Genomic DNA, 20,976 nt, shown 5'->3' on the forward strand with positions numbered 1-20,976 from the left:
TGATAATTGTCCTATTTTCGCTTTTAATCGTTAGGACGACATCGTTTTTTAAGCTTTTTCATAAAAATAAAAGACCCAGTTAATGAACTGAGTCTTTCCAAGAAAAAATGTGATCTATAATAGTTTCATGTTCCAGTTTCCATCTCGTCGGTCGTAATGGAATTCACTTAAATAATCTGACTCAAAAACCTTGAACATATGTTCAAAATCACTTGCTAATGAATAGTCTTTCAATTGCTCCTTATGAATCCAAAAGACATTACCCTCATCTGAAGACGTCAATTCACCTTCATATTGCTCCGATTTATAGAAAAAGACGATATATCGTTCATCATTTTTAGTCTGAAATTGTTTGACGCCGCAAAGTTGAGGCTGTTTTATTACTAAACCAGTCTCTTCATAAACCTCTCTAATCACTGATTCAGAGAATGATTCTTCTTTTTCAATATGCCCGCCAGGAAACGTAATCCCTGGCCAATTGGAACTCACTCGATCTTGAACTAAAATATGATCTCCATCATAAACCATGCACATATTCGTTAAAATAGCTTTCTCACTTTTCCCCATATAAAAATATCTCACTTTCTATTTATGTATTTATTCAAATTTTAACAAATAATTGGTAGGCATATCCAATCTATCTTTTAAGTTTTAATAATTCATAATGCATTTCAGCAAATTGCTTATAAAACGAAGATTTACTAATAACCTTTACGCATGGTAGCTATCCGACGAATTAACACCAAAACTCCGCCCAAAAATAATCCTAAAACTGCCATGACCAAAGTTGGTAAACTTTCGTTGATTATGTGATTTATTTTTTTACTAAAAGGTTCAGGAATATGTTCCTCCCTTGGTTCAACATACTTAAGGTGGTTAACTGAATCCCCCCAAACTGCAGATTTCCAGCCGTTTTCACGTTTTTCTAACCAAATTTCTATTCGATCTCCGACCATTATATCCATTCTTTTACCACCTTCCATTTGAACCCAGGATGGTATGTAAGAATATGTAATACTTATTGAATCACCTTTAGTCTTCTCAAAATGATTTGGTTTTTTAATAACTTGCTCGATTTCTAATTGCATTTTTCTTAATTGACTTGGATAACTCCTATCACGCTCTTGAACTAATACGTCAGTTTTAACATCACCTATGATTTGTAGAGGTGCTTCATTTTTCCTTTCCTCTATTTCTTTGGGATCCATTGCTGCATCTAAATGAACTTGCTCTGAAAACACAAATATGAAAGTTAACATGTAGACTAGAGTGAAAATTTTTTTCATGATTAACCAACCTAACTTTTATTTGCCTTAACTTATCAGACGATAGATTCTGCGAAAAGTTTCATGCCAAAGTTTTTGTTAAAAATTTTATTTTTGCAGAAGGATTTTCGCTAAAAGCGTCGAAATATTTTTCTTGAAATTTATTTAACAGGAGATGATGTTTATGAAACGGGAAAACATTTTAGAATTCACTCAACCCGGTGATAAATCGTTCAAATACCGGCACAATTATTCAATGTCGATGGAACTACGAGATGAATTATTGGCAAATGTTTATTTAAAGTTTGTGCATTTCGCCTTTGAACACCTTTATGATGAGTCAGCTATAGAAGCCTTTAACCAATTCATGCAAGAACATGACTTAACTAAGGAAAATGAAAGTCTCATACACCATATATTATTTTGGTGGCGCACCTTAAATTTAATGAAGATTGATCCAGACCTAAACATTATTCAAGATTTCATTAATCATCACAGAGATTATTTTGAAAAATGGCCCCTTCTTAAATCCTGGCTTTACGAATGGCATAACATAGTTCCAGGCTTTTATTTCAATGGATCACAGTTCGGTGCAAACGGTTATGTGATGATTGATACGAATACCCACCAGCCTCTAGATGTTTTCAACCCTTTACCAACCTTCGATACACCTCCGAATAAGACTATATCAGCTGGATTTCTACTTCCATTTTGTGATTCCCTATACTTCCCACTTTGTGAATTTTACACTTTTGAAGCCAGTACCAACCAGGAAGTTGCCGCACACATTACTCACTACTCAGACTTATATGAAGCTTCAACTGACAAGTTCGACTGGTTTATTAGAATGTTTTCGTTACTGCTTAGAGTAGAGAAAGTCACATTGAGTAATTTAAGGAACAATTAAATCTGTAAGTGTTTATTCTTGAGGTGTCTTTGATTATTTAAAAATCGCACTATTCTTGACTCATCATTAGCTTCAAGTAAATGAATACCCGTATCGCCAGTAGGAAATATAGTTTGATCATCATTAGGCTGTTTTATAAATGCCTTTATAAAGTTAGAGATTAGACCACCATGTGACACAACTGCAACACGCTCTAGATTTTTGTGATTAGTGATTATGTTATGAAAGACCCTTTCCGCTCTAAAACGTAAATATAATTCAGATTCACCTTTTTCAATGGGGACATGATATGGTCTTCCACCCTCTGGTAAAGGGTACTTTACTGCCGCTTCTCCTTTAGATATCCCTGCGAGAACGCCATTGTTCCACTCCATTAAGTCACTTTCTTCGATTAACTCACAACCTATTTGTTCTTGAAGTATTTCAGCAGTTTTTTTAGCTCTCTTTAATGGACTTGTTAAGATTAATTCTGGTGGAAGTTGTTCAGCGAGGTAATGGGCCATACTTCTTGCTTGCTCTGTCCCCAGTGAAGTTAACGGGAAGTCAGCCCTTCCTTCATGCACTCCTGTAATATCCGCTTCAGATTGACCATGTCTAATAACTATTATTTGCAATGTTTTCTCCCCCAAAAAAATTCACTTTTAGTATATTTTACCATATATTAATCCCAATATTTTCAACAAAATGAAAAAGCACTTTCAGTAATATTAGCTGAAAGTGCTTTTTAAACGTTTTATTGTTAAAAAGATTCAATTATCCCATTCATCTTTTAGAATGGCATAAATACAATCATCTTCCCAATAACCTTTTAGATTTATACTCTGAACAAAATGAGCTTCTTTTCTCATCCCTAACTTGTTCAGTAGCTTTATTGAATTAATATTATTAGGGTCAACCGATGCAGTAATGCGATGTTTTTTTAAATTCTTGAACAAATAAGAAATCATAGCTCGAAGCGATTCTGTAGCATAACCCTTTTGTTGTTCAGTTGGCGCAATTGTATAACCAATTTCAATTTGATCATCATCTACAAAGTGTATGCCAATATCCCCAATAAGAATACCACTATCTTTTAAACAAACAGCAACTTGATACCATGTATTAGTCCTATTAAATTCAACACAGTTACTCAAAATGAACTTCCTTACATCATTGATTGATGTTGGGTGAAAAGATTGAAATTGATAAATTTCTGGCTGTGAACGATATTGAAAATAATCTTCCGCATCTGAAGGAGAAAGTTTTCTTAATAACAACCTATCTGTAGATATTAATGTGTCAATTTTCATACCGTCCCCCCTTATCATTTAAGAAAAGTCATTTCAACACAAGCTTTGCGACGCTTTCCACGTGCACCGTTTGCGGAAACATATCCACTGGTTGAATCTCTTTAACCTTATATCCGTTCTTCACTAAATACTTCATATCACGCGCCTGTGTCTCTGGGTTACAGGACACATACACCACGCGTTTCGGCTTTAGTTTAACAATACTTGATAAAAAGGCTTCATCGCTACCGCTTCTGGGTGGATCCAAAATGACTACATCTGCTTTTTCACCTCGGGCAGCCATTTGTACCATGAACTCTCCGGCGTCACCTTGATAGAATCGTGCATTTTTCACGCCGTTTCGCTTAGAATTTCGAATGGCATCTCGAACTGCACCTTTATTAAGCTCCACGCCAATAACTTTTCCAGCTTTCTGGCTTGCAACTAAACCAATCGTACCAATCCCACAATATGCATCAATTACCGTTTCATTTCCAGTTAACTCTGCCATTTTAATTGCTTCTGAGTAAAGCTTCTCTGTCTGAACCGGATTGATCTGATAAAAGGATTTTGAGGAGATTTCGAACTCTAATCCACAGAGCGTGTCTGTGATCGTACCCTTGCCGAAGAGCACTTTCTCCTGGTCTCCAAGCACCATGCTGTCACTTCTATTATTGATGTTTAAAATTATCGTCGTAATTTCCGGATGTTCTTTTTTTAATGCTTTAATAAAATTATTCTTACCCTTGAACATAGGAGATGCCGCTACTAAGACCACCATAATCTCTCCACTGTTCTTGCCTACCCTTACTAGTACATGTCTTAAGAACCCTCGTTCTGTATCTTCATTGTATGGCTGCATTTTAAAGGACTTCATCATACCCTTTATAGTTTGTATAATTTCGTCCGCTTTAGGGTCGTGAATCATGGACCCATCCATTGGTATTATTCGATGCGTATTCGGGGCATATAGTCCGCTAATGATCTGCTTCTTTTTATTCATACCGAATGTCATCGTATTTTTATTCCGATAACCATAAGGGTGATCCATAGTTATGATGGAATCCGGTTTTCCAAATGGGTCCATTAATTGGTCAATGGTATGCTGCTTAAAACGTGTTTGCGCCTCATAACTCATGTGATGAATCTGACAACCGCCTCGTTCGTAATAATACTTGGATGGTGAAATAACACGGTCTTCTGAGGTTTTAATCACACGTTTCAACTCAGCGTTAGTAAAACGTCCTTTTTGAGAAATAATCACTTCAGCTGTTTCACCAGGCAACAAGTTCTCTACGGAAAGCTCTTTACCTTCCCACTGAAAAACACCTTTTCCCTCTTTCGTAAGGCCTGTGCAGGTTACTTCTGCAATTATACCTTTACGACCACGTGGAGGCTTATTTGTTGTTTTAGGGCTTCCTTTAGATTTCCCCTGTGGCGAGTGTTGTTTGTTATTCTGTTTTTCAGGATTATTTCGTTTATTTCCGGACTTTTTATATCCTTTATTCTTTCTTTTCGTCATAAGACACTACCTAACTTTTCTTATACTTTGACACTCCATTATAAACTACCCGGAGCTGGCAGTAAAATGTATTAATGTAACACTCACTTAAATAAATATAAGGGGTAGTGACAAGTAGAGAAAGGAATTTTCGAATCATAACGCGAAAACAATACGTATATGAAAGGAGAATTTGATGAAACCACCTATAGCAAAAAGAATCCCACATCCTCATAAATTACATGGCGATGTGCGCGAAGATGACTATTATTGGCTGAGGGATCGTTCCAATCCGGAAGTCATAAATTATCTAAAGGAAGAGAATCGCTATTATGAAGAAACCATGCATCCGTTAGAGGAACAAACTGAACAGATTTATGAAAGTATGGTCGACCGTGTTCCAGAATCAGAAGAGAATGTACCAGTTCAACATGGCCCATTCTTCTATTATTCACGTCTGGATAAAGACAAACAGTACCCAATATATGCACGTAAGCTTGCTAAAAGTCGCGAAGACTTATCAGAAGCAACAGAGGAAGTCGTGCTTGATTTAAATGATTTAGCCATAGATGAAGAGTATTTAAATGTGACGGTACAGAGAATAAGTAACGATCACAAACTTTTTGCTTATTTAGAGAATCGAGATGGTTCTGATCGATTTACCCTCTACATAAAAAATATGGAAACTGGTGAGCTTCTAGCAGATTGCATTCCGAATATCTATTTGTTTGGTAGTTTGGAATGGAGCAGCTGTGGTGAGTATATTTTTTATATCACGGTAGACGATCAACAACGCCCGTACCGATTATGGCGACACCGTTTAGGAAGTGATAAAAGTAGTGATGAACTCATCTATGAAGAAAAAGACACAACGTTTACCTTGTTCATGACTAAATCATTAAGCGGTAAATATATCATTGTCGATTCAAGATCGAAAACGACTAGCGAGATTCGTTTAATCCATGCTGATTCTCCGTTATCCTCTATAAAACTGGTAGATGAACGGCGAGATGGAATAGAATATGATGTTGAGCAATGGGGTGACGACCTACTCATACTGACCAATGAGGGAGCGATGAACTTTCAGTTACTTCGTTGTCCACTTGATGATCTTGATTCACGAGAGAAGATGATAGAGAATAACTCAGACCGTTATCTTCAAGCCATGTACCCTTTCCGAGATAAGTTACTTATTTTTGGCCGTGAAAACGGGATGACTCAAATTTGGGTTCTACGTGATGATGAATTAGAGAAAATTAAATGGGATGAACCTTTCTATACTGTTTCCATAGTATCTCATCAAAGTTATGAAACAAATGAAGTATTACTTGAATATGAGTCCCATATCACTCCAAAAACAACATACGGATTAAATTTGTTGACTGGTGAAAAGCGCTCGTTACAAGTTGCTCCTGTTAGTGGAGATTACGATTCAACGTGCTATCGACAAGAACAATTATGGGCTGAAGCCGAAGATGGAGTCAATGTTCCAATGACTGTTGTCTACCGTGAAGGAGCATTAAAATCTGGACCTGCTCCACTAATTCTTTATGGATATGGATCGTATGGGGCCAACAGTGACCCGCATTTTAACCCTTATCGCCTATCTCTTTTAGACCAAGGAATTGTGTTTGTCACAGCACAAGTACGAGGCGGCTCTGAAATGGGACGAAATTGGTATGAAGATGGAAAAATGCAGAATAAACGTAACACCTTCACTGATTTCATTGCTGCGGCTAAATATTTAATTGAGCATAACTACACGATGCCAAGCAAGATGGCAGCCCGTGGTGGTAGTGCAGGAGGATTGCTTGTAGGTGCAGTGGCTAATATGGCTGGAGAGCTATTTCAGGTTATTGTTCCCGAGGTACCTTTCGTCGATGTTGTTACGACCATGCTGGACGAATCGATTCCGCTGACCACCTTGGAATGGGATGAATGGGGTGACCCACGGAAGCAGGAAGACTATTTTTATATGAAGTCATATAGCCCTTACGATAATGTTGAAGAGAAAGAGTATCCACATCTATATATTACAACTGGTCTGAACGACCCTCGAGTAGCTTTTTGGGAACCTGCCAAGTGGGTTGCACGATTAAGATCCATGAAAACCGACCATAACATCCTCGTGCTTAAAACAAATATGGGTGCAGGACATTTCGGTGCCTCAGGCCGTTTCAACCACTTGAAAGAAGGCGCAGAATGTTATGCATTCATTCTTGATAAAATTGGTGTGGCTATAGAACAAAAATAATCTTAAAACAAATAATTTTAAAAAATCCGTACTATGATTCAACACTGATTATCATAGTACGGATTTAATTTTTCAATTATTTATTTTTTCAACACAAGCTCCGTCACGCTCTCAATATGGTTACTTTGCGGAAACATATCTACTGGCTGAATTTGTTTCGCTTCATAGCCACCACCCGCTAATATTTTGATGTCACGAGCTAGTGTGGATGGATTACAAGACACATATACAATCCGTTCAGGTTTCATATCAATCATCGCTTTTAATAATTCTTCATCGCACCCTTTTCGCGGTGGGTCGACTACGATAACATCAGGTCTTAAGCCTTGAGATTTCCACCAAGGCATAACTTTTTCTGCTTCACCAACAAAGAATTCAGCATTATCGATATGGTTACGTTTCGCATTGTCCTTCGCATCATCAACGGCTTGTGGTACAACTTCAACTCCATACACTTTTTTCGCATGTTGAGCAAGAAACAACGAGATGCTTCCAATCCCACAATAGGCATCGATCACCGTTTCATTCCCTGTTAGGTGGGCATATTTTAAAGCCTGCTCATACAATTTTTCCGTTTGCTCAGGGTTCACCTGATAAAACGAATGAGCAGATATCGCAAATTCTAACTCACCAATTTTATCAAAAATGACGTCTTTGCTCCATAACGTTTTTGAATCCCGTCCCATAATTACATTTGTCTGTTTAGGGTTCACATTATGGATGATTCCTTTAATGTTCGAATCAAGCTCTCGTATGCGTTCAACGAGCTTGTTTTTGTTAGGAATATCTTTAGTTCGTGTCACTAAAACCACCATAATTTCACCTGTGTGGTACCCTGTCCGGGAAACAATATGACGAATTACACCTCTATGTGATTGTTCATCATATGGTTCAATACCGAGGTCCTCAATAATCCCCCGCATTTCACGAACAATATGATCATTAGCTTCATTCTGTACCGGGCAAGTATCCATATCGATAATGTTATGGCTTTTCTTTTGATAAAAACCTGTTAAGATCTTCCCGTTACGTTCACCAACCGGAATTTGGACCTTATTTCGATAACTCCACGGTTCTTCCATCCCAATGGTTGGGCGAACAGGAACATCAGGCATGTGAGCGATTTTATGCATCACATCTTGCACCTGTTTTTGTTTCATTTTAAGCTGACGTTCATAGCTCATGTGCTGAATTTGACAGCCTCCACATTGATAAAACACTTCGCATGGTGGTTCCACACGATCTTCACTAGGTTCGATTAATTCGATTAATTTACCAAAGGCTATATTCTTTTTAACTTTTACGATTTTTACTTTTGCTTTTTCACCTGGTAAACCGTATGGAACAAATACTGGATAACCATCTATTTTCCCTACACCATTTCCTTCATGTGTGAGGTCGACAAACTCCAAATCTATGTATTCATTTTTCTTCACTGGTGCAGCGTTTTTTGACATACTAATCCGTCCTTCTTCTAAGTTCTTCTAACATTATAAGTGATTGTAAGGCATTAAATAAAGTGAGAAGTGCATTTATGGGGATTTTCGAGAATATATGGGGAATTTTTTTATTTTATGGGGAATTTAAAAAATATATGGGGAATTTCTGATTTTTATGGGGAAATAGAAAGAAGAGGCCTATTAAATAGACCCCTTCCCCTTCACTTCTTCTTTAGGTAAGAAAAATTCGATATGTTTATGCAAGACTTCAAATTTACCTGGCAATGTTCCCCCGTATTCACCATCTAAATTCAGTTGCATCGTCTCTTCTGGGATGACATTAATCTCATTAGCATGCGCATAAATGATATGATCATCTAAAATATGGTGGCCACGAACCGCTTTATTGGCTAATAACACGAATTCCGCCAAATTGATTTTTTTCAAAATCATTAAATCAAAATAACCATCATCCATCGTTGCATGTGGGGCTAGTTTTTCAAAACCACCTACTGAATTAGAGTTAGACACTAGAAATAGCATGATTTCTTCTTCGACCACTTGGTCATCGTACTCAATACGTACTTTTGTTGGTCGAAGGGAAGGAAGCATCTCGATCCCTTTTAAGTAATAAGCTAATTGTCCAAGCACAGTTTTTAACTTGCTTGGCACTTCATAAGTCAATTCGGTTAGCTTACCTCCACCTGCAATGTTCATAAAATGATGGTTATTCACTTTCCCGATATCCAGCTTTTTTGTATAACCTTCAAGAATGATATCCATCGCTTTTCGTGGGTCACGTGGTACACGAATCGCACGAGCAAAATCATTCGTCGTTCCCATTGGTAAAATACCAAGTTTCGGGCGATATTGCATACGAGCCATTCCATCTACGACTTCATTGACTGTACCATCCCCACCTGCTGCGATGATGATATCATGCTCTCTCTCACAAGCTAAAATGGCTGCATCCCTTGCGCAACCATCTCCAGTTGTGGCATGAGCAGACGCTTCAAAACCTGCTAATTCTAAGCTTTCTAAAACAGCCGGGAGAGCTTTTTTCATTGCCTCTCTTCCCGATGTTGGGTTATATATTAAACGAGCACGTTTCATTATGTTTCACCTTCAGTTCAATTTTGCCTATAGCTAATACAAGCATACTCCTCTTTGTGAATAAATGGAAGATGATTTTATACCCATTCCAAAATTTCAATTCGGTTTCCAAATGGATCATGAACATAGATGCGCTCAGCACCAGGTAGTTTATCGTCTTTCTTATACTCAATCTGCTGGTCATCAAGATGTTTCATCAACTCATTTAGTCCATTAATTTCTAAAGCGGGATGAGCTTTTCGAGCTGGTGTAAATGGGTCTTCGATGCCTACATGAACTTGGATGTCACCTATTTCGAACCACACACCACCATTTTTCTTTAATGCTTCAGGCTTCTCAGCTTCTGTAAAACCTAAACCGTTCATAAAGAAATTTCTAGCTTCATCTTCTGAACCTCGTGGTGCTGCTAATTGAACATGATCAATTTGTTTAAATGTAAATGCCATCCCCAGCATCTCCTCTCGATTAAAACTTATCTCTTATCCATTTCTTCGATTAAAATTTTGTTAACCATTGGTGGGTTAGCTTGCCCTTTTGTTTTTTTCATAACTTGACCAACTAAGAAACCGAGGGCACGGTCTTTACCGTTTTTATAGTCAACAATTGATTGCTCGTTTTCATTCAGCACTTCTGTGATAATTTCACGTAACTGGCTTTCATCTGAAATTTGAACAAGTCCTTTTTCTTTAACAATCTTTTCAGGATCTCCACCGTTTTTAAGAAGCTCTGTGATAACTTTCTTAGCTAGTTTAGAAGATAGCGTTCCTTCTTCGATTAATTTAATCATTTTAGCTATGCTTTCTGGTGTTAACGGCAAGTCATTTAACTCAACCTGTTGTTTATTCATATGACCTGAGATGTCACCCATTAGCCAGTTCGTTGCTAATTTCGGATCCGCACCCTGATCGATGGTCTCTTCGAAGAAATCAGACATTTCTTTTGAGTTAGTTAAAACCATTGCATCGTATTCATCTAAACCTAAATCTTCAATATAACGTTTACGACGCGCATCAGGTAATTCAGGAATGGACTGACGTACGCGTTCCTTCCAATCATCATCAATATAAAGCGGTACGAGATCTGGTTCTGGGAAGTAACGATAGTCATCAGAACCTTCCTTCACTCGCATTAAGATTGTTTCTTTAGTTTTTTCATCATAACGTCTTGTTTCTTGTAAAATTTCCCCGCCTTGACGAAGGACCTTTTCTTGACGTGTTTCTTCAAACTCAAGTCCTTGACGCACGAAGTTAAATGAGTTTAAGTTTTTCAGTTCTGTTTTAACACCAAATTCGTCCTGACCGATTGGACGTAACGAAATGTTGGCATCACAACGAAGTGAACCTTCCTGCATTTTTACATCCGATACACCTGTGAACTGAATAATATTACGCAGTTTTTCTAAGTAAGCATATGCTTCTTCAGGTGTACGCATGTCTGGCTCAGATACAATTTCAATTAATGGTGTGCCTTGACGGTTGTAGTCAACTAATGAATAACCATCGTCACCATGTGTTAATTTACCTGCATCTTCTTCTAAATGAAGACGAGTAATTCCGATTCGTTTCGTTTCACCATTGACTTCAATATCGATATATCCATTTTCTCCGATTGGCTTGTCAAATTGAGAAATCTGATAAGCTTTCGGGTTATCTGGATAGAAATAGTTTTTACGGTCAAACTTCGTATCTGTAGCAATCTCACAGTTTAATGCCATAGCTGCACGCATCGCGTAGTTAACCGCTTCTTCATTTAAAACCGGTAAAACACCTGGATATCCAAGGTCGATTGGGTTCACATTTGAGTTGGGCTCATCACCAAATGCGTTTGGACTTGGACTGAATATTTTAGATTTTGTTTTTAATTCGACGTGGACTTCTAATCCGATAATTGTTTCGAAATTCATTACTTGGCACCTCCAAGCTGTGGTTTTTCTTTATAGTAACCGGCTGCCTGTTCATAAGTATGTGCCACTCGATAAACTGTGCTTTCATCGAAGTGCTTACCGATGATTTGCAGACCAAATGGCATTTTATTCGATGGATGGAAACCGCATGGAACTGAAATGGCAGGTACACCCGCTAAGTTAACTGGAATCGTCATAAGGTCATTGGCATACATCGTTAATGGATCATCAATTTTTTCACCAATTTTAAACGCCGTCGTTGGTGCAGTTGGTCCGATAACAACATCATACTTTTCAAAAATTTTCTCAAAGTCCTGTTTAATTAATGTACGAACTTGTTGAGCTTTTTTATAATAAGCATCGTAGTAACCTGAGCTTAACGCGAATGTCCCTAACATAATACGACGTTTAACCTCATCACCAAATCCTTCACTACGCGACATTTTAAACATTTCCATCATGTCATTGGCGTTTTCAGAACGTTTTCCGTAACGAACACCATCAAAACGAGCTAGGTTGGCAGATGCCTCTGATGAAGCAATCATGTAATATGATGCAACTGCATAATTCGAATGAGGTAGTGACACTTCTTCCCACTCTGCACCTTGAGCTTCAAGTACTTTTAATGCTTCTCGGATGCTATCCTGTACCGCTTCGTCAACACCTTCAACGAAGTATTCTTTCGGTACTCCAATTTTCAACCCTTTAACATCATTCGTTAGAGCTTCTGTATATTTAGGCACATCTAAATTCGCACTAGTTGAATCCATCTTGTCTTGCCCAGCAATGACTTCCAGGATTCTTGCGTTATCTTCTACTGTTTTTGTAATTGGCCCTATTTGATCTAATGATGACGCGAATGCAACTAATCCAAAACGCGACACGCGTCCATATGTAGGTTTCATTCCAACTACACCGCAATAAGAAGCTGGCTGACGTACTGACCCACCTGTATCAGAGCCTAACGCAAAAGGAACTTGACCAGCAGCAACACTTGCAGCAGAACCACCACTTGAACCACCTGGAACATAATCAGTATTCCATGGGTTTCGTGTTTTTTGCATACTTGAGTTCTCATTTGAAGACCCCATCGCGAATTCATCCATGTTTAATTTACCTATGTTAATCGCTTTAGCATCTTTTAACTTTGTTACAACCGTTGCATCGTATAACGGGTCGTCTAGATTTGATAGGATTTGACTCGCGCAAGTCGTACGTAAACCTTTTGTAACGATATTATCTTTAATCCCAATCGGCATTCCGAACATCGGGAATTGATCTGCATCTATACCCTGTTCATCTAGAGCCTTAGCATTTGCTAATGCATCCTCTTCATTTAATGTTAAAAACGCTTGAACTTTATCATCTGTTTCACGTATTTGTTTATATGTTTCTTTAACTAAATCTGTAACTGTTATTTCTTTATTATTTAATTTGTCTTGTAACTCTTTAATTGTATGGTCAAATAACGACATCCTAATATACCCTCCTTAGTCTAAGATCGATGGCACTTTGAACTGACCGTTCTGCTTGTCCGGTGCATTTTTCAGTGCTTCTTCTTTTGAAATCCATTCTTTCGGCTCATCTTTTCTTAGTACATTTTTCATATCTAAAACATGAGTCGTTGGCTCAACACCTGAAGTGTCAAGCTCGTTTAATTGTTCACTGAAACCAATAATCGCACTTAACTGTTCACTGTATTTCTCAGCTTCTTCTTCAGTAATCGCTAGACGCGCCAAATTGGCTACGTGTTTTACTTGATCTTTAGAAATCTTTGACAATGTCCTGCACCTCCGTACAATTTAACTCACAATACTATAAATAATAGCAAATCTTAGCTTGCTGTGACAATATTTTCCCCATTAACATTCTAACACTAATCGACGGTTAAATAACATGATTTGCCCTGTTAAAACAAAAAATTACCTGACCGAATTCGATCAGGTAATTTTGAACTTTATTCTGATGTAATGGACAACTGATTTATTAACAAGGAAGGGGAGGCAGAACCAAACCTTTTAGCTAATTCTAAATCTGAACCAATTTGTTTAACATCGTTCAGTAAGTCGTAAAAATTCCCGGCAACGGTTAATTGGTTGGTTGCTCCTTCAACCTTTCCGTCTTTAACATAGTAGCCTTTAGCGGCGATTGAGAAATCACCTGAAATTTCATTGACTCCAGAGTGTAGTCCAGAAAGCTCAGTTATGATGACACCTTCATCTATACTTTTGATTAATTCATCATACGATTGGTCACCTGGTTTTAAATAAAAGTTAGAGGTCGCTACAGTTAACGCATCTTTATATGATTCTTTATAGGCGTGGCCAGTAGTCTCTACATCTTCTTTTTGAGCTGTTTTTTGATTGTGGAATAACGTATTTAATCTTCCTTTTTCGACAACAGTTACCGTTTTAGTAGCCACACCCTCTGCATCAAAATTACGACTCATATTACCGTCTGGATGCAGTGGGTCATCAATTAAAGTAATATTATCCCCAGCTATCATTTCACCCACTTTATCCTTTAATAGCGAACGTCCATTTTGAACATTTTCTGCTGAAAACACTGGTGAAAATGAACTCAAGATAGCTGTGGCCGCATCATTTCTTAGTAACACCTTATACTTTCTATTTTCAATACTTCTAGGATTCAGATAAGAAATAGCTTCATTCACACCTTTTTTAGCTATGTCTATTGCGGTAGTTTCAGATAAGTCATATAGTATTTTCTCGTACGCGCCTGATTTTGTTAGGTCGCCCTCCTTTACGATTAAACTGACACCTGTAGCTAATAAATTTCTTCGCTCCATTAGGGAGATACCTTTACTATTAAATAGAGCTTTCTCAATTTCGCTGGACTGTATTCCTAAAAATCCTGTCCCCACTACTCTAGTGTCCTCTTTATAAACAAAGCTCTCTACAATTTTCAAAAATTCCACTAATTCTTCATAGCTGAATTGATTCAATTCCTCTGTATAAAAATTAGCATCAGGATAATTACTGTTGCCTGCAAATATCTTTTCTTGATTTTCATTTTCAAGAATCAAAGCATTTTCCTTAGCATTATCCAGCAAAAAATCTATAGAAAAATCATCTAGCTTTTCACTATAGGCATAGCCCATTTTTCCATCATATAATCCTCTAAATGATAACCCCATAACTTCTGAAACTGAGAATTGATCTACCTCACCTTGATCTAATAAACTAGTAAATTGTTTCTTTTTTTCATAGTATAATTCAACATCTGTAAAGCCTTTAGTTTGTGCCTTTTCAAATAGGCGTACTTTAAAATCGGTTAAGTTCATACTAGGCATCCCCCTTTGTTCCACCGACTGTAAGCTCACTTACTCTTAATGTCGGTTGTCCTACGTTGACCGGAACCGCACCAGAAGATGCTCCACACATGCCAGCACCATGTCCGAGATTATTTCCAACCATATCAACTTTCTTAAGTGTTTCTGCACCATTTCCTATTAATGTGGCACCGCGCACTGGACGGTCAATTTTACCGTTTTTAATAATGTAGGCTTCTTCGGCCCCAAAGTTGTAATCACCAGTGGCTGGGTTTACTTGTCCTCCACCCATATACTTGGCAAAAATCCCATATTCCGTGTTCGAAATAATATCTTCACGAGTTGATTCACCTGGTGCAATAAATGTATTAGTCATTCTCGAAGTCGGGGCAAAACGATAGGACTCTCTGCGACTTGAACCAGTAATATCTGTGTTCATGATTCTAGCATTTAACTTATCTACTAAATAACCTTTCAAAATCCCATTTTCAATTAACACATTTCGCCTAGCAGCTTCACCTTCATCATCAATATTGATTGATCCCCACTCATTCTGAAGAGTACCATCATCGATGTAAGTAACTAAGTCAGAAGCTACTTTCTCACCTAGTTTATTAGAGAAAACGGATTTATTCTTGGCCACTGCAGAGGCTTCTAAGCTATGTCCACAAGCTTCATGGAAAATAACTCCCCCGAATTTATTATCGATTACAACTGGAAACGTTCCACTCGGGCATGGGTCAGCATCTAACATCGTTGCAGCTATACGTGACGCTTCACTTCCATAAAAATTAACATCAATACTTTCTAAATGTTCTAAACCTGCCAAAGCACCCGTATTAATATAACCAGATTCCATGCGGCTTTTCTCAGAAGCAATCGATTGCACGGTTAGAATATTCCTCACACGTTGATCTTCAATAAACGCCCCTTCAGAGTTTGCAATCAAGACGTTCTGCTCCTCATCCTTTAAACGAATACTTACTTGAGTAATTAAATCACTGTACTGACTGGCTGACTCATGTACTTTCTTCAGCACGTTTACTTTTCGCACTTTATCCACTGATTGTGGCATTTGTTGAATTGGATGAAGCACCTTTACTTGTTGCTGTCCAAAGTCTGTAATCTTTAGTAGTTGGTCTCCATGCACTGTTTGTGCTACTCGCTTTGCTGCCTTTAACATTCCTTCTTTCGTGAAATCCGTTGTGTATGTATAAGTACTCTGAAAACCTTTAAACAAACGAATCCCCACACCGAAATCTCGACCTGATAAACTGTTCTCTACTAATCCACCTTGTAACGACAAATTATTCGTTAATCGATCTTCAACAAATACTTCTGCAAAATCTCCACCCGTTGTTAAAGCTTCATTTAGAACATCTTGCACAAGAGATTGGCTTAACATTTGCTCTCCCCCTTTTTTCCTATTACCAACTATTGTAACTTATTTTTCCAAATATTCAGCCGTTTATAGAATGAAAAGTTGTAAGTCTAGAGTCTGAATTTTATAATATTTTATAAAAAATTCTGTATACTTTAACACAAGCAAGTCTTTTTCCTTTATAATATTTAGCAATACGAAATACTTTTTATATTTGGGGAGGAATTTATTATGGCAAAGGAAAGATTAAAACGTTCTGAAGTACCTGTAGAACAAACGTGGAGAGTAGAAGATTTATTTGAGACAACAGAAGACTGGGAACAAACTTTGAAAAATGTAGAAGAACAAGTCCCAAGTGTCACTCAATATAAAGGGAGATTACATGAAGGTCCTGATGTTCTTTTTAACTGTTTAGAAGCTTCATCAGCCCTTCAAGAAAAAATCATTCCTGTAGCTACATACGCTAACCTTCGTGCATCAGAGGATGGTACGAACCCAGATAATCAAGCGAATTCTGGCAAAATGGCTTCAGCACTAGCTAGAGTTGGAGCATCGTTATCTTTCATTGATTCTGAAATTCTAGCATTACCTGAAGGAACTCTAGAAAAGTACTTAGAGGAAAATGATGATTTAAAAATTTACGAGCAAGTACTTAATGACTTGCTGGAGCGAAAACCCTATACCCTTTCACCTGAAACAGAAGAGGTTTTAGCTTCTCTAAGTGAAGTTCACGGAGCACCGTATACAATCTATCAACGGAGCAAGTCATCAGATATGCAGTTCGACAATTTTGAAGCAAATGGTGAAGAGTATTCGAATTCGTTTGCGTTATTTGAAGATGAGTACGAATTATCATCTGATACAAACATTAGACGCAGTGCATACGAATCATTTGTTAATACATTAAAACAGTATCAAAACACGTATGCGGCAACCTATGCCACTGAGGTAAAGAAACAAGTACAAATGGCAAAGGTTCGTGGCTATGACAATGTCACACAAATGCTACTGCAACCTCAGAAAGTTACTGAAGAAATGTACCATAACCAGTTAGACGTGATTCAAAAAGAACTAGCACCACATATGCGTCGCTTTGCCAGAATGAAAAAAGAAGTACTAGGTTTGGATAAAATGACATTCGCAGACCTAAAAGCACCACTTGATCCAGAGTTCGATCCGAAATCGACTTATGAAGACGTGAGTGAAACCATTTTAGAAGCCCTATCGGTTATGGGTCCTGAATACACTGAGATTATGAAAAAAGGTCTTACTGAGCGTTGGGTTGACTATGCTGACAACGTGGGTAAATCGACAGGTGCTTTTTGTGCAAGCCCGTATGGACATCACCCATTCATTTTACTAACTTGGACAGGTGCGATGCGAGGTGGATTCATCCTGGCACACGAACTAGGTCACGCGGGTCACTTCTATCTGGCAAATAAAAACCAACGCGTGTTTAACACACGACCATCAACGTATTTCGTTGAAGCTCCTTCCACAATGAACGAAATGCTTTTAGCTGATCACTTGTTAGAAAACAATGATGATCCACGCATGCGCCGTTGGATTGTTTTACAACTCCTTGGCACGTACTATCATAACTTTGTAACTCACCTGCTTGAAGGCGAATTCCAGCGTCGCGTTTACGACTTAGCTGAACAAGGTGTACCATTAACAGCTAACGTACTTAAGGAACAAAAACGCGAAGCTTTAGCTAACTTCTGGGGTGACGAGGTGGAACTTGATGAAGGTGCGTCCTTAACTTGGATGCGTCAGCCTCACTACTACATGGGATTATATCCATACACGTATTCAGCTGGTTTAACAGCATCAACAGCGGTATCGCAGTTGATCAAGGAAGAAGGCCAACCGGCAATCGATCGTTGGTTAGAAGTGCTTAAAGCTGGTGGTACAAAGACACCACAAGAACTTATGAAATACGCTGGTGTCGACATGACAACTCCTGAACCGATTCAAAAGGCTGTTGGTTATGTTGGATCATTAGTTGATGAATTAGAAAAAAGTTATCAAGAATCCATGACTAAATAAGTTAATCCCCTGCCGAGGCAGGGGATTTCATTATCACTTAAAATAGGTATTGAACACTAATATGAAATATTGGTCACTAATTTTAAACTATTGGGCACTAAATTGAAGTATTGGACACTAATTTTTAAGTATTGGACACTAACCCAATTACAACCTCTTATCATCCCAAAAATTTACCGGAATATGCTCGTCTTCACTATAAGCTTCTAATTGGTAGCCTTTATTTTGCAAGTACTCGATAATATAAGGCAAAGCTTTTACGGTCTGACTGCGATCATGCAATAAAATAACGACATCTTCGCCCCGTCTCTCTACAGATATCAATCCCTTTTTGACATTATTAACAATGTGATAATACTCTGCATTCGAATATTTCCAATCTTGAGAGTCAATTGTCCAGTCCCACATTTTATAGTTATACTCCACGAGAGCATTTCTAAATGGTCGTGTCATAAATGGCGCACTACCATAAGGAACACGAACTAAATAATGATTTTCACCTGTAATGTTTTTCAACGTTTTCCGAGCCGCTTCCATCTCCCAAACAGGACTGTATGCACTTCCATGATAGAGTTTATATTGATTATGGGTTACACTGTGAAGTGCTGTGAAATGCCCTTCATTGACCATGCGTTTCACTAACTGTTTGTAACTCCTCATATTCGGTTCCAACATAAAAAATGTCGCCTTCGCTTGATACTTCTTTAAAATATTTAAGATTCTCTCAGTATATTGATTGGGGCCATCATCAATCGTTAAATAAGCTATCTTTCCTTTACTAGAATTCATTTGCTCATGTTTATAAATATATTTTTCACCCAACCATGTTTTGATTCTCAACCAATCATCCGTTTCATCGACTAACGTAACATATTGTGGCGCAACGCTATGTTGTGTTTTTGTATTAACGTCCTTCGCATTATAAAGATATTGTTTTTTATCAACATAATACTTAGTAACACCATGTTCATCTATGTACTTTTTAGGTTGAATCCAATAGTCTCCCAACCACGTATTAATTTTAAAATAACGTTTTGTTTTATTAAGGACTTGTACTTCTTGTGGAGATATTTCATTAACTTTAATAGATTGTTTATCAGCTTTCTCATAAAAACTAGTTCGTGTTAAGACTTGAATAGTATGATGTAATGCATCTTCATTCGTGTTAATATATTTTTCACCTAACCACGTTTTAATCTTAACCCAATCACCATCTTCATTAATAACTTGAACATATTGCGGTGATAGTTGTGAGGTCATTTTATATGAAGCCTTTGGACCGTGGTAGAGATAATAGTTTTCATGTAAATACATACGTTTAATCCCATGTTCATCTATCACTTTCTGAGGTCGAATCCAATAATCTCCCTCTGGTGTTTTAACTTGATAAAAATTATTTGTTCTACTTAAAACTTTTATCTTTTGCGGTTCTAATTTGCCTATGACAGTGGCCTCAAGACTACTTTCTTCATAAATTACAGTCTGAGTTAAAACTTCAATCTCACTTTCTTCATGAATCGAAGCAGGCTCTAGATAGACTAATAGATTTAACATAAATATTGTCGCTAATAGTTGATAGATATTTACTCCAAGCACCGAACATACCTCCTGAGTCTAAACTTCTACTAATGTATGTCCAGTTTTAGGAAATAAGCACTTTTAACAACAAAAAAAGCAAAGGGATTACCCTTTACTTTTTCCTCAATTTAATATGGTTTAAATAAAATTCTAGATACTTCTCTTCTTTATCTGCTAATTGATGAGATTCAAGCGTTCTATAAAACGAAATCACCGCTCGAATTATTTCTTCTCCTTTGCTTATGTTGCCTGTTTTTAACTCGTAATACCCTCTTACACTCTTTCGGGATAATTTTTCAGCAATATCCACATCATCTAAATTGATTTGTTCTAAGTAATTTAAAAATTCCTCTGCATAAGGGTGAACCGTTTGATTTGGAATACCAGTTAAAGTAACCATTGTATTTAATAACACTGTAGCAACCATTTGTTTTCCATTTTTCATTCCTTGATATCTCGCACTTTTCTTATATGCTGTTCTTGATAAAGTTATAACCATTTCTATTGGTAATAGATGCATCGTCAGATTGTACAAAAGAAGCTCATATTTTCCCCAAACCTCAACATTAAATAGAAAATCATATAAAAACTGAATATCCTCATCAGAACTTGATATGGTTTGCTTTTTAATAAGATCTATTAACCTTTCAATGGCAATCACGTTACATCTGGCGGTACGAGCCTTTGTGTTTTTCCAAATCGATAGTTGTTTATATTTCATTTGTTCGAGAAAAGACACATCTTCTTCTAAATAAGCTTCTTGTATTCGTTTGAAAAACTTTTCAAAATGATCGGCATTCTCATTATGTAAATAAAAGAATTCATCGAAGCTAACTGCTAAGCGACTTAATAACAGCTTGAATAAACTTAAAGAAATCTCAGATTGATCTCTCTCAAATTTTGATAGAAAGGAAACAGACACAATTCCTTCTGCTAACTCTTGTAAGGTAAAACCTTTCTGTTTACGAATCTCTCGAAATGTTGAACCGTAACTTTCTAGCATACAGCTTCAAACTCCTTAGCACA

Annotated in this window: 18 protein-coding genes; 3 read left to right on the plus strand and 15 right to left on the minus strand. The window is 37.4% G+C overall.

What is annotated here, in order from left to right:
• Positions 1 to 114: 114 nt before the first annotated feature.
• Both E3U55_RS13750 and E3U55_RS13755 read right to left on the minus strand, forming a co-directional pair.
• Complete coding sequence (locus E3U55_RS13750; RefSeq protein ID WP_134341058.1) at positions 115 to 567, minus strand: 8-oxo-dGTP diphosphatase; 453 nt, start codon at positions 565 to 567, stop codon at positions 115 to 117.
• 134 nt (positions 568 to 701) lie between these two features.
• On the minus strand, positions 702 to 1,286 hold the full coding sequence (locus tag E3U55_RS13755; protein ID WP_134341059.1) for a hypothetical protein: 585 nt from the start codon (positions 1,284 to 1,286) through the stop codon (positions 702 to 704).
• Positions 1,287 to 1,449: 163 nt separating this feature from the next.
• Between E3U55_RS13755 and E3U55_RS13760 the strand changes: the two genes are divergently transcribed.
• Entirely contained in the window at positions 1,450 to 2,172 is a 723-nt protein-coding gene (locus E3U55_RS13760) for a hypothetical protein (RefSeq protein ID WP_134341060.1), read from the plus strand.
• On the opposite strand, the gene E3U55_RS13765 is transcribed toward E3U55_RS13760, so the two are convergent.
• The 3 genes from E3U55_RS13765 to rlmD (E3U55_RS13775) form a co-directional block, all read right to left on the minus strand.
• On the minus strand, positions 2,169 to 2,786 hold the full coding sequence (locus E3U55_RS13765; RefSeq protein ID WP_134341061.1) for a histidine phosphatase family protein: 618 nt from the start codon (positions 2,784 to 2,786) through the stop codon (positions 2,169 to 2,171). The two genes, E3U55_RS13760 and E3U55_RS13765, sit on opposite strands and share 4 nt — an antisense overlap.
• Positions 2,787 to 2,921: 135 nt before the next feature.
• On the minus strand, positions 2,922 to 3,461 hold the full coding sequence (locus tag E3U55_RS13770; RefSeq protein WP_134341062.1) for a GNAT family N-acetyltransferase: 540 nt from the start codon (positions 3,459 to 3,461) through the stop codon (positions 2,922 to 2,924).
• A 28-nt stretch (positions 3,462 to 3,489) separates the two neighbouring features.
• The gene (rlmD, locus tag E3U55_RS13775; RefSeq protein WP_134341063.1) at positions 3,490 to 4,962 is read right to left on the minus strand and encodes a 23S rRNA (uracil(1939)-C(5))-methyltransferase RlmD; all 1,473 of its coding nucleotides are present in this window, start codon (positions 4,960 to 4,962) and stop codon (positions 3,490 to 3,492) included.
• A gap of 175 nt (positions 4,963 to 5,137) precedes the next feature.
• On the opposite strand from rlmD (E3U55_RS13775), the gene E3U55_RS13780 reads away from it, so the two are divergent.
• Complete coding sequence (locus E3U55_RS13780) at positions 5,138 to 7,195, plus strand: S9 family peptidase (protein WP_134341064.1); 2,058 nt, start codon at positions 5,138 to 5,140, stop codon at positions 7,193 to 7,195.
• 80 nt (positions 7,196 to 7,275) lie between these two features.
• On the opposite strand, the gene rlmD (E3U55_RS13785) is transcribed toward E3U55_RS13780, so the two are convergent.
• The 8 genes from rlmD (E3U55_RS13785) to E3U55_RS13820 form a co-directional block, all read right to left on the minus strand.
• Complete coding sequence (gene rlmD, locus E3U55_RS13785; protein ID WP_134341065.1) at positions 7,276 to 8,652, minus strand: 23S rRNA (uracil(1939)-C(5))-methyltransferase RlmD; 1,377 nt, start codon at positions 8,650 to 8,652, stop codon at positions 7,276 to 7,278.
• 183 nt (positions 8,653 to 8,835) lie between these two features.
• Positions 8,836 to 9,747 carry a diacylglycerol kinase gene (locus E3U55_RS13790; protein WP_134341066.1) on the minus strand — a complete coding sequence of 304 codons (912 nt, stop codon included), beginning with the start codon at positions 9,745 to 9,747 and terminating at the stop codon, positions 8,836 to 8,838.
• Between the two features lie 77 nt (positions 9,748 to 9,824).
• Positions 9,825 to 10,193, minus strand: coding sequence for a VOC family protein (locus E3U55_RS13795; RefSeq protein ID WP_134341067.1), 369 nt, complete (start codon positions 10,191 to 10,193; stop codon positions 9,825 to 9,827).
• Between the two features lie 26 nt (positions 10,194 to 10,219).
• Positions 10,220 to 11,650 (minus strand): Asp-tRNA(Asn)/Glu-tRNA(Gln) amidotransferase subunit GatB, encoded by a 1,431-nt coding sequence (gene gatB, locus E3U55_RS13800; RefSeq protein ID WP_134341068.1) that lies wholly within the window; start codon positions 11,648 to 11,650, stop codon positions 10,220 to 10,222.
• A complete protein-coding gene (gene gatA, locus E3U55_RS13805; RefSeq protein WP_134341069.1) occupies positions 11,650 to 13,125 on the minus strand; it encodes an Asp-tRNA(Asn)/Glu-tRNA(Gln) amidotransferase subunit GatA in 1,476 nt (491 codons plus the stop codon). The genes gatB and gatA overlap by 1 nt, the downstream gene beginning before the upstream one ends.
• Before the next feature lie 15 nt (positions 13,126 to 13,140).
• Positions 13,141 to 13,431 carry an Asp-tRNA(Asn)/Glu-tRNA(Gln) amidotransferase subunit GatC gene (gene gatC, locus E3U55_RS13810; RefSeq protein WP_134341070.1) on the minus strand — a complete coding sequence of 97 codons (291 nt, stop codon included), beginning with the start codon at positions 13,429 to 13,431 and terminating at the stop codon, positions 13,141 to 13,143.
• A gap of 176 nt (positions 13,432 to 13,607) precedes the next feature.
• Complete coding sequence (locus tag E3U55_RS13815) at positions 13,608 to 14,954, minus strand: TldD/PmbA family protein (RefSeq protein ID WP_134341071.1); 1,347 nt, start codon at positions 14,952 to 14,954, stop codon at positions 13,608 to 13,610.
• Between the two features lies 1 nt (position 14,955).
• The gene (locus E3U55_RS13820) at positions 14,956 to 16,347 is read right to left on the minus strand and encodes a TldD/PmbA family protein (protein WP_134341072.1); all 1,392 of its coding nucleotides are present in this window, start codon (positions 16,345 to 16,347) and stop codon (positions 14,956 to 14,958) included.
• Positions 16,348 to 16,554: 207 nt separating this feature from the next.
• On the opposite strand from E3U55_RS13820, the gene pepF reads away from it, so the two are divergent.
• The gene (gene pepF / locus E3U55_RS13825; RefSeq protein WP_134341073.1) at positions 16,555 to 18,372 is read left to right on the plus strand and encodes an oligoendopeptidase F; all 1,818 of its coding nucleotides are present in this window, start codon (positions 16,555 to 16,557) and stop codon (positions 18,370 to 18,372) included.
• 147 nt (positions 18,373 to 18,519) lie between these two features.
• Here the strand turns inward: pepF and E3U55_RS13830 are convergent, their stop codons facing one another.
• Both E3U55_RS13830 and E3U55_RS13835 read right to left on the minus strand, forming a co-directional pair.
• Positions 18,520 to 19,968, minus strand: coding sequence for a polysaccharide deacetylase family protein (locus E3U55_RS13830; RefSeq protein ID WP_134341074.1), 1,449 nt, complete (start codon positions 19,966 to 19,968; stop codon positions 18,520 to 18,522).
• A gap of 94 nt (positions 19,969 to 20,062) precedes the next feature.
• Positions 20,063 to 20,953 carry a helix-turn-helix domain-containing protein gene (locus E3U55_RS13835; protein ID WP_134341075.1) on the minus strand — a complete coding sequence of 297 codons (891 nt, stop codon included), beginning with the start codon at positions 20,951 to 20,953 and terminating at the stop codon, positions 20,063 to 20,065.
• Positions 20,954 to 20,976 lie beyond the last annotated feature (23 nt).

It is taken from the genome of Filobacillus milosensis, from assembly GCF_004402015.1.
GTDB classification, from domain to species: domain Bacteria; phylum Bacillota; class Bacilli; order Bacillales; family Alkalibacillaceae; genus Filobacillus; species Filobacillus milosensis.